Below are 14,924 nucleotides of genomic sequence, written 5' to 3' on the forward strand. Positions count from 1 at the left end.
ATGTTTTTAAGCATTGAAGAAATTGTTAAAGCGACGGGCGGTAAATTATTAAATGTAAGTGACGCTGTAACAATTAAAAAAATAGATACGGACAGTAGAATAGTTACTGCTGACAGCTTGTTTGTTGCATTAAAGGGCGAAAATAATGACGGACACAATTTTGTTTTCGATGTAATAAAAAAAGGTTGCAAAGCAGTTCTTGTAAGCGAGGAAATGCAAATTGACGGTGCAACTGTAATTTTAGTTAAAGATACTAAAATCGCACTCGGAGATATTGCAAGATACTATGTAAATAAACTTAATTTAAAGAAAATTGCGATAACGGGCAGTGTTGGAAAAACTACTACAAAAGAAATGATTGCCTCAGTTTGTGAAAAAATTGATAAAACAGGCAAAACACAAGGCAACTTTAATAATGATATTGGGGTACCTCTTACTGCTTTTTCCTTAAATGATGAAAAAATAGCTATTTTTGAGATGGGAATGAATCATTTCGGAGAAATAGAATATTTGTCGCAAATTGTAAACCCTGAAATTGGAGTAATAACAAATATAGGTTACTCACACATAGAAAATCTGGGTTCCAGAGAAGGTATTTTAAAAGCAAAACTTGAAATTTTAAAAGGTATGGACGAAAATTCATATCTTATCTTAAACGGAGATGACCCATATTTATACAGTGTTAAGAATAATATAGAGGCAAATATAATTTATTTTGGCATTGAAAATAAAGAATGTGATATTGTTGCAAAAGATATAAAAGAAGAAAATGAAACTACAATTTTTAAGATAGACGATGAAGAATATAAAATTAATGTTTTAGGAGTTCATAATGTCTATAATGCTCTTTCTGCTATTTCGGTAGGAAGACTTTTGTCAGCAGATAACAGTAGAATAAAAGAAGGCTTATTAAGTTTTAGGCCTGACGGAATAAGGCAGAATATAGTTAAAAAAGACGGATACACGCTTGTTATAGACTGCTATAATGCTGCGCCTGATTCAATGATAGCATCTTTAAATGTGCTTTCCAAACTTTCGGGGAAAAGAAAGATTGCAGTATTCGGTTCGGTAGCAGAACTTGGGGATATAAGAGATGAACTTCTGTATGAAGTCGGAAAAAAGGCAAGTGAATGTGATTTATATGAACTTATTACTTTGTCTTCCGATGCACTTTCTATAAATAAAGGTGCAAAAGATAACGGCTTTTTACGAGAAAAGAATTTTAGTACAAACTCAGAAATTTTAGAATATCTTAAAAGTATTATAAAAAAAGACGATGTTATTTTAATTAAAGGTTCAAGAAAATATAAAATGGAGGAAATAAGCGAGGGCTTAGTAAATATGAAATGGTAAGTATAAGTTTGTCAATAATAATAGCATTTTTAGTGTGTGTTATAATATCGCCTGTGCTTATTCCTTTTTTAAGGAAATTAAAATTCGGTCAGGAAATACTGGAAATCGGTCCTAACTGGCATAAGAGTAAAAAAGGTACACCTACTATGGGAGGAATTTCCTTTATTCTTGCAATAACTTTTTCAATCCTTTTTATACATCTTGATTTAACAGGATATATAGTGTTTGCTTTTGCTCTTATTTGCGGAATAATAGGCTTTGTTGATGATTTTATCAAAGTACATCTTAAAAGAAATATGGGATTTAATGCAAAGCAAAAAACAATGTGTTTAATCCTTGCTATAGTTATTTTTGTTCTTTTGTTAAGATATTTAAATATTACAGATACTAAGATTTTTATACCGTTTTTAAAGGCAGAGGTTGAATTTTCATATTTTTATTATCCTCTCGTTTTAGTTGGTATATTCTATATGGTAAACAGCGTAAATCTTACTGACGGCATTGACGGCTTGTGCGGAAGTGTAACATCTATTGTGCTTGTTTTCTATGTAATAACATTATATATGAAAAATGCTGTCGGTCTTTCTTATCTTGCTGCATCTTCACTTGGAGCAATGATTGCCTTTTTGATTTTTAATCTTCATCCTGCAAAAATGTTTATGGGGGATACAGGCTCACTGTTTTTAGGCGGTCTTGTAACAGGAATAGCAGTTGCAACAGGCAATCCTTTAATTATTGTATTGTTTGGAATTATATATGTAATAGAATCTTTGTCAGTTGTTATTCAGGTAACAAGTTTTAAACTGACAGGAAAAAGAGTATTTAAGATGTCGCCTATTCATCATCACTTTGAAATGTGTGGCTTTTCGGAAAACAAAATTGTTCTTTTGTTTTCTCTTGTAACTTTTGTATGCTCGGTAATAGGCTTTTTTGGAACAATCAGTTTGTAATAATGTAGGATGTGAAAAAAAGTATGGCTAAAACAAAAAAAACTTCCTTTGATGGTGTTTTGTTTGCGACAGTAATTGTACTGTCGCTGTTTGGCTTGATTATGATATTTTCTGCAAGCTCGCCGTCTGCTTTTTCTTTGTATGGCGACAGTTTCTATTTTGTTAAAAAGCAACTTATATGGACTGTTTTAGGTTTTGGGGTGTTATTCTTTTGTGCCTCTTTTGACTACAGAAAATATAAAAAATTCGGTGTCGCAATTTTTGCCCTTAATATAATTTTACTACTTCTTGTTCTTGTAATCGGTGTTGAAACAAAAGGGGCAAAAAGATGGCTTAATTTAGGGATTGGTACTGTTCAGCCCTCCGAGTTTACAAAAGTATCAATAGTAATTTTAATGGCGATGTACTTTGAGGTAATGGGAAAAACAAAGCAAACTATGAAAAATGTTTATCTTCCTTTAGCAGTGCTTGTAGGGATACCATGCATTCTTCTTATTTTACAGCCTCACTTTTCAGTTATTATAATTATTGGTGCAACAGTGTTTGGAATGCTTTGCGTTTATGGAATACAGTTTAAGTTCTACCTTCCTATAATTATAGGCGGAGGTGCTATGGGAGCATATCTTGCAATAAGTGAGCCGTACAGATTAAAAAGAATAACTGCGTATCTTGACCCGTTTTCCGATAAATTAGGAGACGGATGGCAGATAGTTCAGTCTTTATATGCGATAAGTTCAGGAGGAGTTTTTGGTCTGGGGCTTAGCCGAAGCAGACAAAAGCATCTTTATATTCCCGAACCGCAGAACGATTATATTTTCTCTATTATATGCGAAGAATTGGGACTTATCGGAGCGATTGTAGTTATAGTATTATTTGTGGTTTTGTTTTTAAGATGTGTAAAAATTGCACTTTCCTGTAAAGATCCTTTTGGTACATATATGGCTTTTGGAATGGGATTTTTGATTATAATTCAGGTTGTTTTAAATATAGGTGTTGCAAGTAATTTGTTGCCGTCAACAGGTATTCCTCTGCCGTTTTTCTCGGCAGGCGGTTCCAGTTTTGTATTTCAGATGATGGCAATGGGAATTGTCCTTAACATTTCACGGCATAGGAGTTGAAAAAATGAGACTGATTATTGCAGGCGGAGGCACAGGCGGGCATATTAATCCCGCTATAGCAATCGGAAGTGAAATCAAAAAAAGAGATAAAGACAGTGAAATTTTATTTATAGGAACAAAAAAGGGTCTTGAGAGCGAACTTGTTCCAAAAGCAGGCTATGATATAGAATTTATAGATGTCGAAGGATTCTTAAGAATAAAATCTTTTCATAATCTTACTGTTCTTATGAAATTTTCAAAAAGCGTTTTAAAGTGCATGAGTATTATAAAAAAATTCAAACCTGATGTAATAGTAGGAACCGGAGGGTATGTCAGTGCACCTGTTGTACTTGCAGGTAAAATCTTAAATATTCCAACCCTTATTCATGAACAGAATGCAGTTGCAGGTAAAACATCAAAAATGCTTTCAAAATATGCAGACACGATATGTGTTGCTTTTGATAACAAAAATATATTGGGGAATCCTGAGAAAACAGTTGTAACAGGTAATCCTGTCAGAGAAAGTTTTAAATCGGTAAATAAAGAATCCTCAAAAAAAGAACTTGGATTTCTAAACGAAAAACCTCTTATAGTATGTGTAAGCGGAAGTCTTGGCGCTCAGAAAATAAGCGAATATTTGACCGATTTTATTAAAGACCATTATAAAACAAATGACTTTAATTTAGTTCTGGTAACAGGAGATTTGTACTACGAGGATGTGCTTAATGAACTTAAAAGGTGTAAAATTGATTTAACAGGTACAAATATTAAGATTAAAAATTATATTCACGATATGGAAAAATATTTGTCTGCTGCAGATCTTGTGATAAGCCGTTCAGGAGCAATTTTCTTATCAGAGATTGCATATCTTGGCAAACCTTCAATTTTAATTCCATCTCCGAACGTTGCGGAAAATCATCAGGAAATAAATGCTGATGCATTTGTAAAGTCTGGTGCAGGAATTAAAATATGCGAGAGTGAATTGTCGAAAAATACACTTAAAAATGCTATATATGATATTATAAAAGACGATTATAAAATGTATGTTATGAGTCATAATGCTCTTAAGATGTCTAAAAAAGATGCAACTAAGATGATAGCAGATGAAGTGGAAAAACTTATAAAAACAAAGTAGTGGCAATTTAAAAATTTCCTAATAAATTATGGTACTTGCAAATGCCCTTTACAAAATATACTTTATTAAGAACACTTTTAAAAATTTTACATACAATTATGGTGTAAAGTATTTTGGAGGTGTGCTTATGAGCAAACTGGTTATTACAGGGGGCAGAAGGCTTGAAGGGAAGGTAAGAATACCGGGTGCAAAAAACACTGTTTTACCTATTCTTGCAGCGACCATTATAAGCGGGAAAAAAAGTATAATAAAGGATTGCCCTAAAATTAAAGATGTTTATTTAACTTTGGAGATATTAAAAGATTTAGGATGCGAAGTTTTTTGGGAAGATGATAACCTTATAATAGACTCTGCTAATATTTCAAGCACTAAAATCAAAGATGAACTTATGGATAAAATGCGTTCCTCCATTATACTCACAGGTGCTATTCTAGCACGTATGGGGGAAGCGAAAACCACTTATCCCGGAGGTTGTGAATTAGGGCTTCGACCGATTGATTTACATATAAAAGCCTTTGGGGAAATGGGAATAGAAATAAAAGAAAAGCACGGATATTTAAATTTCGATGGAAAAAAATTAAAACCAAGTGAAATCCATCTTGATTTTCCGTCAGTGGGTGCTACTGAAAATATTATGCTTGCAGCATCAAAAATAAAGGGAAGAACTAAAATAATCAACGCTGCAAAAGAGCCTGAAATTGAAGATTTGCAAAACTTTTTAAATAAAATGGGTGTAAAAGTTTACGGTGCAGGAACAAGTGTTATTGAAGTGAATGGCACGGATACTTTTTATGATGTGACTCATACAGTGATACCCGACAGGATTGTTGCTGCAACCTATATGATGGCAGGCGCAATAACAAATGGGGATATTTTTCTTACAAATGTTAACTATAACCATATAAGTTCAGTAGCATCTGCTCTTTTAAGTGCAGGCGCAGACGTTATAAAAGACGGGAACGATGCCTTAAGAGTCAAATCAAACGGCAATCTCAAAGCAATTAATTTAGTAAGAACAACGCCATATCCTGGTTTCCCTACTGATGCACAGTCGATTCTTATGTCACTGCTTAGTGTGTGTGAGGGAACAAGTATGATAGTTGAAAATATATTTGACGGCCGATTCAAACACGTTGAAGAACTTAAAAAGATGGGCGCCGACATAACTGTTGACGGAAGATGTGCAGTTATAAAGGGAGTTCCTGCTCTTTATGGTGCAAGAGTTAATGCTCCTGATTTGAGAAGTGGCGCGGGACTTGTAATTGCAGGACTCTGGGCAGAGGGAATAACCGAAATTACCAATGTTCATTATATAGAACGAGGCTATGAGGATATAGCGGGAGATTTACAAAAACTGGGAGCAGATATAAGTAAAATATAAATATATTATATTTTAGGAGAGAACAAATGATAATAAGAGGTAAAGACGCTGACGGCAGAACACTTAGCGAACTTCGCCGTGAGAAGAGGAAAAGGAGAAAAACAAGAAAAAAAATACTTATTGGTTTAATGCTTATACTTATGATTTGTATAGGTTTACTTTTCACGCCTCTTTTTAATCTTAAAGAACTCGAAATTGAAGGAAATAAGAAAGTAAAAACGGAAGATATAATAAAATCGAGCGGTTTTATTCTTTCAGAAAATATTTTTAAATTCAAATTAAATACAGCAGGGGAAACTATTGCAAAAATCCCTTATATAAATTCTGTTATAATACAAAGAAAACTGCCGGGTAAAATTGAGATTTCGGTAACTGAATGTATTCCGATGGCTTATATTCAGTGTGCAAATGAAATGGTAGTAGTAGATAAAGACGGTAAAGTTTTAGAGAAAAAAACTGAGGATATTAACTATAATTTGCCAATACTTTTTGACTTCAAATTTGATAAATATACACTTGGTGAAAAAATTTCAAAAAATAATAATGAAAAATTGCAAAAAACTCTTGAAATTACGAAGAATTTGTATAATAATAATCTTATAGAAGATGTTTTAAGTATTACTACAACAAAAGGCGAACTTTATCTTAATTTCAGAGACGGTCTTAAAGTAATAGTAGGCGATGAGAAAGATATTGGGAGCAAACTTACAATGTTAAAAGAAGTTTTAAAAGTTATGCCAAATAAAAGTGGCGGTATCATTGACGCCAGAGACCCTCAAAAACTTTATCATCGTACAGAGTAATACGAATTTTAAAAAGCATCAATATTGATGCTTTTTTAGTCTTTAAAAATATATAAAAAAGGAATGTTAACTTTAAATGAAAAACAGAAAAGCACAGTTATCAATAGGCTTTGTGTGTATGATTCTAAGTTTTTTTATAGTTCTTCAGCTTAAAACGGTCAAAAATAATACTGTAAATACCTATCCTACTCAGATAAGGGTGGAGCAGTCTCAGGAACTTTTAAGGCTTGAAAAAGAAAAAAACGAAGCATTATACAAACAGGTTATGGAATATAAAGATGAGATTGCGGAATATCAGTCTCAGGTTAATGCTGACGAAATTTTAATAAAAGATTTAAGAAATGCGGAAATTGTAGCGGGTATGGTTTCTGTTCAGGGACCGGGACTTATGATAACTTTAAACGATGGTGAGGTTGCCAGTAATATAAATATTGATGAAAATCTTTATGTTGTGCATCAGGACGATATTTTAAGAATACTAAACGAACTTCGTTCTGCAGGTGCAGAAGCCTTGTCGGTAAATGATCAGAGAGTTCTTGCAACAAGTGAAATAAGATGTGCAGGGAATACTGTAAGTATAAACAATACACGTACTGCAGCTCCTTTTGTAATAAAAGCAATAGGTGATCCTGAGCAACTTGAGAGTGGAATAAAAATGCGTGGAGGAATTTTTGATGATTTATCTCCATGGATTAGTATTGAACTTAAAAAAGTTACTGATGATATTGTAATTCCAGCATACGCCGGAAAAATAGAATTTAAACACGCAAAGATTATAACAAATAAAGAAGCAATGGGAAATTAGGTGATTTTTTTGGCTATTGGAATAATATGTCTTATAATAGGTGGTTTGCTTGGCTTTTTTATAAACATAAATGTTTCAGCAGAGGCATCTGTTTATATTGCCATTGCAATTTTTGCAGCCTTTGACTCTATAATGGGTGGAATTGTTGCATATCTTAACAAAAATTTTGATTTACCTGTCTTTATTTCAGGATTTTTTTCAAATGCTTTGCTCTCAATAGTGCTTATATATCTCGGCACAAAACTGGGTATAGATGTTTATGTGGCTATTGTAATAGTATTTTCATTAAGAATTTTTCAAAATTTTGCAATTATTCGAAGATTTCTATTGAATAAATTAAAGAAATCTGCTAAAATAGAAGAAATAAGTGACTTAAAAGAGAATAATATAAATCAGGGAGGACAATAAAATGTCAATAAGTATTCCATCTGAAATTGCAGATAATGCAGTTATAAAGGTAATTGGTGTTGGTGGCGCAGGTAATAATGCGGTCAACAATATGGTACTTAACAATCTTTCAAATGTAGAATTTATTGCACTGAATACGGACAAGCAGGCTTTGGCTACATCATTAGCCACTCATAAAATACAAATCGGCGAAAAAGTTACCAGAGGTTTAGGCGCAGGCGCTAATCCTGAAATCGGTAAAAAAGCAGCCGAAGAATCAAGTGATGAAATTGCCCAGATTTTAAAAGGCGCTGATATGGTATTCATAACAGGCGGTATGGGCGGAGGTACCGGTACAGGTGCTGCTCCTGTCGTTGCAAGTATCGCTAAAGATTTAGGTATCTTAACTGTAGGTGTTGTTACAAGACCTTTTAGTTTTGAAGGTAAAAAAAGAGCAGATGTTGCAAATAAAGGAACTATGACTTTAAAAGACAGTGTTGATGCATTGATGGTTATCCCTAACGATAAACTTCTTCAGATGGTGGACAAGTCAACTTCTCTTTTAGATTCATTTAAAATGGCTGACGATGTTTTAAGACAAGGCGTTCAGGGTATATCTGACGTTATTGTTATCGGTGGTTTAATCAACTGTGACTTTGCCGATGTTAAAACAGTTATGAAGAATAACGGTTTTGCTCATATGGGTATAGGTTATGGCTCAGGGGATAACAGAGCAGAAGAAGCAGCAAAAGCAGCTATCGAAAGTCCGCTTCTTGAAACATCAATTGAAGGTGCTAAAGGCGTCTTGGTTAATATCACAGGTAGTTCTAATCTTAACTTGTTTGATGTCAGCACAATAAATACTATCATTCAGGAAAAAATCTCAACTGATGCAGATAATTACATATTCGGTACTGTTACTGACGAATCAATGGGAGACGATATTAAAGTTACTGTTGTTGCAACAGGCTTTGATTCAGCAGAAGGCGGCGAAGTTATAAGACCGATGAAGAAAATTTCTGAAGATAAAACTGAGTCTGAACCTATAATTGAAGAAGACTTACCTGTTTTAGAACCGGTTGCTCCTGCAAAACTTTCAGATGAACCTGAAAAAGAACAGATAGATATATTTGATAAAGATATTTTAGATATTCCATCATTTATAGACAGTATGTCAAAAAACGATTAATATAAAGCACCTGGAAACAGGTGCTTTAAAAACTAGGAGATTATTATGAATTTATTAGAAGAATTAAAAGCAAGAGGTCTTATTGCACAAATGACCCACGAAAAAGAAATAGAGGAACTTTTAAACAATGAGAAAGTTACTTTTTATATAGGATTTGACCCGACAGCCGACTCGCTTCATATAGGCCATTTTTTGCAAATGGTTGTTATGGCTCATATGCAAAGAGCAGGTCACAGACCTATTGCGATAATAGGCGGAGGTACTGCTATGGTCGGTGACCCGTCAGGCAGAACTGATATGCGTCAGATGATGACAAAGGAAACAATAGCACATAATGCTGACTGTTTTAAAAGCCAACTGTCAAAATTAGTTGACTTTTCTGACGGCAAAGCTCTTATGGTAAATAACGCTGACTGGCTTTTAGATTTAAATTATGTTGAATTCTTAAGAGATATCGGTGTTCATTTTTCAGTTAACAGAATGCTTACCGCTGAATGTTTTAAAACAAGACTTGAAAAAGGTCTTTCCTTTATTGAGTTTAACTATATGCTAATGCAAAGTTATGACTTTTTAAAACTTAACAGGGACTACGGTTGTAAATTGGAACTTGGCGGCGATGACCAGTGGTCAAATATTATCGGCGGTATTGAACTTATAAGAAGATGTGATGGTAAAGAAGCATATGGTATGACATTTACACTTCTTACAACAAGTGAAGGCAAAAAAATGGGTAAAACCCAGAAAGGTGCATTATGGTTAGACCCTAATAAAACAACACCATTTGAGTTTTATCAGTATTTCAGAAATGTTAACGATGCCGATGTTATCAACTGTATGAAACTTATTACATTTATTCCTTTAGATGAAATCTATGAGTATGAAAAATTAGAGGGAAGCGAAATTAACAAAGCAAAAATGAGACTTGCTTTTGAAGTAACCAAAATGGTTCATGGAGAAGAAGAAGCCAAAAAAGCAGAAGCGGCAGCTCTTAACCTGTTTGCAGGGGGAGGAGCAGCAGAAGTTCCGAGTGTAGAAATCTCAGCCTCTGAAATAGAAAACGGTATAAATATAATGGATATGCTTGTTATAACAAAACTTGCACCGTCAAAAAGCGAAGCAAGAAGAAATGTTCAACAAGGCGGAGTATCTGTAAGGGAAGAAAAAATTTCTGATATTAATTTTACCATTACCAAAGATATGTTTGAGAATAATGAACTTATGATAAGACGTGGAAAGAAAGCGTTTATAAAAGTTATTATACATTAGAAAAAAGGGCAGGCTATGCCCTTTTTTTAAAATTAATAAGGTGGAGGGGATTAAAATGAGCAAGTTATCAAATGAAGAAATGTTAAATGTACTTATTGTTTTAGTTATAATGATAATTGTTGTGCGTCATATTTATCTTAATGTGTCAATTATGTTTGCAATGAGAATAGTTAATAAAAACCCAAATGAAGCCAATGCCCAAAAAGTTTTTAAACTACTCAATGCAAAGTTTGGAGTAAAAATCAATAACCATCCGAAAGACTGGGGAGAGTACAGGGATATGTTCTACAAAATTAACGGATCATCCCAGATTCCAACCGAATTAAAAGAAAAAATTAAAGCAAGACTTATAAAAAAAGGGCTGTATATCAACAATACTAAAATTATAAATAACTATAAAGGGGGAAATAGTAATGTTTGATAAAATTCCAACATGGATAAAAATAGTATTGGTAATTTGTTTTCCACCGCTTATCGTATTTTACATAATATTGTTGTTATTAAAACCAACATTTAAATACGCAGCTGATGAAAACAAACTTTTTACAAACCTTGTAAATAATCCAACTAAAGAAAATGCATCAGAGTATATTGAACTTATACACAATAAACCAAAAGTAACTTTTCTTCCCGATAATAATCCGAGTGCATGGGCTGTTTTAAGGGAAAAATGGCAGATTATAAATCATTCAGATAAAATCCCTACCGAAATGAAAAAGGAAATCTTTGAATATTTAGTAAGCCGCGGTCTTTATGTAAATAATTCAAAAATTGTGAATAATTATAAAGAGTCAAATGAATAATACGATGTAATATAAAAGCAGGATGATTTTTCACCCTGCTTTTATACTGTGTCAATTAGTATTTTCTTCTATGAATTTTCGCGTTGAATTTTTGATATAATGGTTGCTTTTTGTATAAAAATATATATTTCTTTTAATTTCTTCATCACTTAATTTATAGTAAATAATATTATTTTGTTCACCTGTTCTTTTCACAAGAGTATCACTTACAAATGAAATTCCTAACCCTGAAGTAGAAATATTATGTGCTGTTACTTGCTGGTCAATCTCAAAAACAACTTTTGGAGTAAAACCATGCCGTTTGCATAACAGCAGAGCCTTTTTACCTGTATCATTTTCCTTTTTTAAGAGAATAAATGGTTCATTTTCAAAAACATCCAAAGATACACACGGGAAATTTTTATTTAAATGTACATCATTTTTAATATCATCTATAGAAAGTTTGAATTTCTTAAGCTTCGAATTTATTTTATAATCCTTAGGTACAGCAAGTAATATTGTTTCTGAAATGTAAAAGTATGAAGTGATATTTTCGTTTGCTATAAAAACATTATCAATAAAAATATCAATTTCTCCGTCCAAAAGCATTGAAATTAAAGAGGTTGTTTTATCTTCATAGATGGTAAATTCAATACCCGGATAAGTTTTGTTGAATTTCGCAATTATAGGAGGAAGTATATATGAAACAAATAAATTACTGCCTCCGATTTTTATATTACCTTTTACAATATTCAAACTGTCGTTTATATAATTTGAGAACTCATTCTCAATTTTTTTAATTTGTAATGCTTTTTCTATGTACTCTTTACCAATATCGGTAAGTGTAATTGGTTTTGTCGTACGATTAAAAATAGGCGCTCCTATCTTTAATTCAATACGCCTGATACTTGCGCTGAGTGACGGCTGAGATACATATAAATTTTGAGAAGCCTTGGAAAAACTTTTTTCGTTATATACTTCCAAAACATAGTCTTTATTGCTAAACATATCCATTCCCACCTTGTATAACTTTAAAGTTATAATAATCATTATTTAATATATATTAGATTATATCACATAACCATGTTATAATCAAGCAAAAAGGGGGAATAAACAAATGAAAAATATATACAGAGAGGAAAAAGACTCTATCGGAGTTTTGAATGTTCCTTGTAATGCATATTATGGTATTCATACGCTAAGAGCGAAGGAAAATTTTCAGATAACTGGTAAAACAGTACATAAAGAATTGATTACTGCACTTGTAGAAATAAAAATGGCAGCCGCCCAGACTAATTTTGAAGCAGGTATTTTAAGTAAAGATATAAAGGATGCGTTAATAAAAGCAGGTAATGAAATACTTTCCGGAAGCCTTTGGGATAACTTCCTTGTTGATACAATACAGGGAGGCGCAGGTACTTCAACTAATATGAATATAAATGAAGTAATGGCAAACAGGGCTATCGAAATATTAGGCGGAGAAAAAGGTGATTACAAGGTAGTTCATCCCAATGACCATGTTAACTGTGGGCAATCCACAAATGATGTATATCCAAGTGCAGGAAGAATTGCAATAATACGAACAATTTTAAAGACTTTGGAGGAGTTAAAACAATTGGAAAGTTCACTTCTTAATTGCTCTTTAAAATTTAAAAATGTAATAAAAATGGGACGAACTGAAATGCAGGACGCTGTCCCTGTTGGACTGGGAAGAACTTTTGGCGCATACGCAAAAGCAATCGAAAGAGACATCGTACATTTTTATGATGCAATTAAAATTTTATCAAAAATAAATATGGGAGGAACTGCAATTGGAACTTCCATAAATGCTGATAAAAAATATGTTCATAATATAACAAAAAATATTTCTGATATAACCGGTCTGGAATTAACCCGTGCCGAAAATTTAATTGATGCAACACAAAACGCAGACGAACTTGTTTTTGTACACGGAATAATAAAAAGCTGTGCAGTCAATTTGTCCAAAATTTCCAATGATTTAAGATTAATGTCATCCGGTCCAAGATGCGGAATCGGTGAAATTAATCTACCTCCAAGACAAAACGGTTCCTCTATTATGCCTGGGAAAATTAACCCGGTAATTCCTGAAATGATGAGCCAGATATCGTATAAAATAATGGGTAACGATACAACAGTAACTGTAGCAGCAGAGGGAGGACAACTTGAACTTAATCCTTTTGAACCAATTATTTTCCATTGTATTTTAGAATCTCTTGATATTATAAGAAAAGGAATAAATTCTTTAATCATAAATTGTATTAATGGTATAACTGCCAACGAGGAGTACTGCAAAAAAAGTGTTTTAGAAAGTATTGGGATAATAACTGCTTTATGCCCTTATATAGGATATACGCAAAGTTCCAATATAGCAAAAGAGGCTCTAAAAGAGAATAAAAATGTATATGATATAATAATTGAGAAAAATATAATGTCTTGTGAAAAATTGGATGAAATTTTTGATAAAATAATAAAAGATGCCTTGTAATTTAGTAGGTTTTATAATCTCCGTATACTTAAAAAACTGATAAACTTTTACATAACACACACTAAAGAAATGTTAAGTTATGTTAAAGTTTGTCAGTTTTTTTAAAACTAATATAAAAGTTTGGTAATTCTTACTTTTTAAGTTAATTTTTCTCCGATGGAAATAGCAACTTTTAATCCGTCAAGCATAGATTCTTTATCCACCCATTCTTCACGTGTATGCATACCCTCGTATATATTCACGCCTATACATAAAGCGGGGATTCCTTTTGATAGTGGTATGTTGCAATCAGTTGAACTGCTTTTAAAAGTTACTTTCTTATTTATAACTTTTTCAATTTCAGGAACAATAAGATTTTTAAGTTTTTCTATCTTTGTTATATCAGTATTTCCGCAAGGTCTGTCACCAACCATTTTAACTTTAATGGTTACTCCGTCTGATTTTGCGTGTTCAAATATTTTTTCAAACTTTCTTTCCATATTTAAAAGACAATCTGCATCATCAGAACGGTATTCGCATAAAAATTTTGCATATTGAGATATCGTATTTACTGATGTTCCGCCTGAAAATGTACCGACATTAAATGTGGTTTTCGTTCCTTCTTTTTTGGGAATATCTATTTTATAAATATCGTTAATAATCTTAGATGCAATGTTTATTGCATTTGGTTTCCCAAAATCAAGATAGGAATGACCTCCTTCGGTAAACACTTCAACTTCATATCGTTTGGAACCCACACAGGTATCATTGACAATATCAAGATTACTGTCAAATGTTATAAATTGTTTAATTCGTTCGTTGTAATCGGAAAAAAGTTGTCTGACCCCTTTAAGATTTCCCAAGCCCTCTTCACAGGAATTACAAACAAAAAGTATTCCTTTTTCAGGTTTTATATTATTGGTTATAAAGTATTTTGCCATTAGGAGAAGAATAACAACACTTGCAGTATCATCTGCAACTCCCGGAGAGTGAATTCTCATACCATCATCATAACAGGGCATAGGCTCCAAATCGGGAAAAACTGTATCTGTATGTGCTGCGAAAACTGTGATCTCATCACTGCTTTCACAGTTTAGGGGGAATATAACATTTAAGGCTTCATCAATATATACTCCCTCTGCATTGACACTTTCTAACCATTTTTTGCAATATTCTGCTCTTTTGTGTTCAAAATGTGAGGGAGCAGGGATATTGCATAAATCTTTTAACATATCAAACATTTCCGTTTTGTTGTTTAAAATAAACTGTTCAATGTTTTCGTAATTCATAA

At 32.7% G+C, this 14,924-nt stretch carries 15 protein-coding genes; 13 read left to right on the forward strand and 2 right to left on the reverse strand.

What is annotated here, in order from left to right; genetic code table 11:
- The 12 genes from E7419_04245 (at window position 1) to E7419_04300 (ending at window position 11,169) form a co-directional block, all read left to right on the forward strand.
- Window positions 1-1,353 (forward strand): UDP-N-acetylmuramoyl-tripeptide--D-alanyl-D-alanine ligase, encoded by a 1,353-nt coding sequence (locus E7419_04245; protein ID MBE7014402.1) that lies wholly within the window; start codon window positions 1-3, stop codon window positions 1,351-1,353.
- Window positions 1,347-2,303 (forward strand): phospho-N-acetylmuramoyl-pentapeptide-transferase, encoded by a 957-nt coding sequence (locus E7419_04250; protein MBE7014403.1) that lies wholly within the window; start codon window positions 1,347-1,349, stop codon window positions 2,301-2,303. Before E7419_04245 ends, E7419_04250 begins: the two co-directional genes overlap by 7 nt.
- Window positions 2,304-2,326: 23 nt before the next feature.
- Entirely contained in the window at window positions 2,327-3,421 is a 1,095-nt protein-coding gene (gene ftsW, locus E7419_04255; GenBank protein ID MBE7014404.1) for a putative lipid II flippase FtsW, read from the forward strand.
- A gap of 4 nt (window positions 3,422-3,425) precedes the next feature.
- Window positions 3,426-4,535 (forward strand): undecaprenyldiphospho-muramoylpentapeptide beta-N-acetylglucosaminyltransferase, encoded by a 1,110-nt coding sequence (murG, locus tag E7419_04260; GenBank protein MBE7014405.1) that lies wholly within the window; start codon window positions 3,426-3,428, stop codon window positions 4,533-4,535.
- 127 nt (window positions 4,536-4,662) lie between these two features.
- The gene (gene murA / locus E7419_04265) at window positions 4,663-5,916 is read left to right on the forward strand and encodes a UDP-N-acetylglucosamine 1-carboxyvinyltransferase (protein ID MBE7014406.1); all 1,254 of its coding nucleotides are present in this window, start codon (window positions 4,663-4,665) and stop codon (window positions 5,914-5,916) included.
- A 26-nt stretch (window positions 5,917-5,942) separates the two neighbouring features.
- The gene (locus E7419_04270) at window positions 5,943-6,719 is read left to right on the forward strand and encodes an FtsQ-type POTRA domain-containing protein (protein MBE7014407.1); all 777 of its coding nucleotides are present in this window, start codon (window positions 5,943-5,945) and stop codon (window positions 6,717-6,719) included.
- Between the two features lie 76 nt (window positions 6,720-6,795).
- Window positions 6,796-7,524, forward strand: coding sequence for a DUF881 domain-containing protein (locus E7419_04275; protein MBE7014408.1), 729 nt, complete (start codon window positions 6,796-6,798; stop codon window positions 7,522-7,524).
- Between the two features lie 15 nt (window positions 7,525-7,539).
- Window positions 7,540-7,932, forward strand: coding sequence for a DUF1290 domain-containing protein (locus tag E7419_04280; GenBank protein ID MBE7014409.1), 393 nt, complete (start codon window positions 7,540-7,542; stop codon window positions 7,930-7,932).
- Window position 7,933: 1 nt separating this feature from the next.
- Entirely contained in the window at window positions 7,934-9,100 is a 1,167-nt protein-coding gene (gene ftsZ, locus E7419_04285) for a cell division protein FtsZ (GenBank protein ID MBE7014410.1), read from the forward strand.
- 42 nt (window positions 9,101-9,142) lie between these two features.
- The gene (locus E7419_04290) at window positions 9,143-10,366 is read left to right on the forward strand and encodes a tyrosine--tRNA ligase (protein MBE7014411.1); all 1,224 of its coding nucleotides are present in this window, start codon (window positions 9,143-9,145) and stop codon (window positions 10,364-10,366) included.
- Window positions 10,367-10,421: 55 nt separating this feature from the next.
- The gene (locus tag E7419_04295) at window positions 10,422-10,787 is read left to right on the forward strand and encodes a hypothetical protein (protein ID MBE7014412.1); all 366 of its coding nucleotides are present in this window, start codon (window positions 10,422-10,424) and stop codon (window positions 10,785-10,787) included.
- Window positions 10,780-11,169: a hypothetical protein gene (locus tag E7419_04300; GenBank protein ID MBE7014413.1), complete on the forward strand. Its 390-nt coding sequence runs from the start codon at window positions 10,780-10,782 to the stop codon at window positions 11,167-11,169. The genes E7419_04295 and E7419_04300 overlap by 8 nt, the downstream gene beginning before the upstream one ends.
- A 51-nt stretch (window positions 11,170-11,220) precedes the next feature.
- On the opposite strand, the gene E7419_04305 is transcribed toward E7419_04300, so the two are convergent.
- A complete protein-coding gene (locus tag E7419_04305; GenBank protein MBE7014414.1) occupies window positions 11,221-12,198 on the reverse strand; it encodes a LysR family transcriptional regulator in 978 nt (325 codons plus the stop codon).
- 67 nt (window positions 12,199-12,265) lie between these two features.
- Between E7419_04305 and E7419_04310 the strand changes: the two genes are divergently transcribed.
- A complete protein-coding gene (locus tag E7419_04310; protein ID MBE7014415.1) occupies window positions 12,266-13,654 on the forward strand; it encodes an aspartate ammonia-lyase in 1,389 nt (462 codons plus the stop codon).
- A gap of 137 nt (window positions 13,655-13,791) precedes the next feature.
- On the opposite strand, the gene E7419_04315 is transcribed toward E7419_04310, so the two are convergent.
- Window positions 13,792-14,922, reverse strand: a complete 1,131-nt coding sequence (locus E7419_04315; protein MBE7014416.1) for a M20/M25/M40 family metallo-hydrolase — start codon at window positions 14,920-14,922, stop codon at window positions 13,792-13,794.
- Between the last annotated feature and the right edge of the window lie 2 nt (window positions 14,923-14,924).

The organism is Oscillospiraceae bacterium (assembly GCA_015068525.1).
Taxonomy (GTDB): Bacteria; Bacillota; Clostridia; order UMGS1840; family HGM11507; genus SIG450.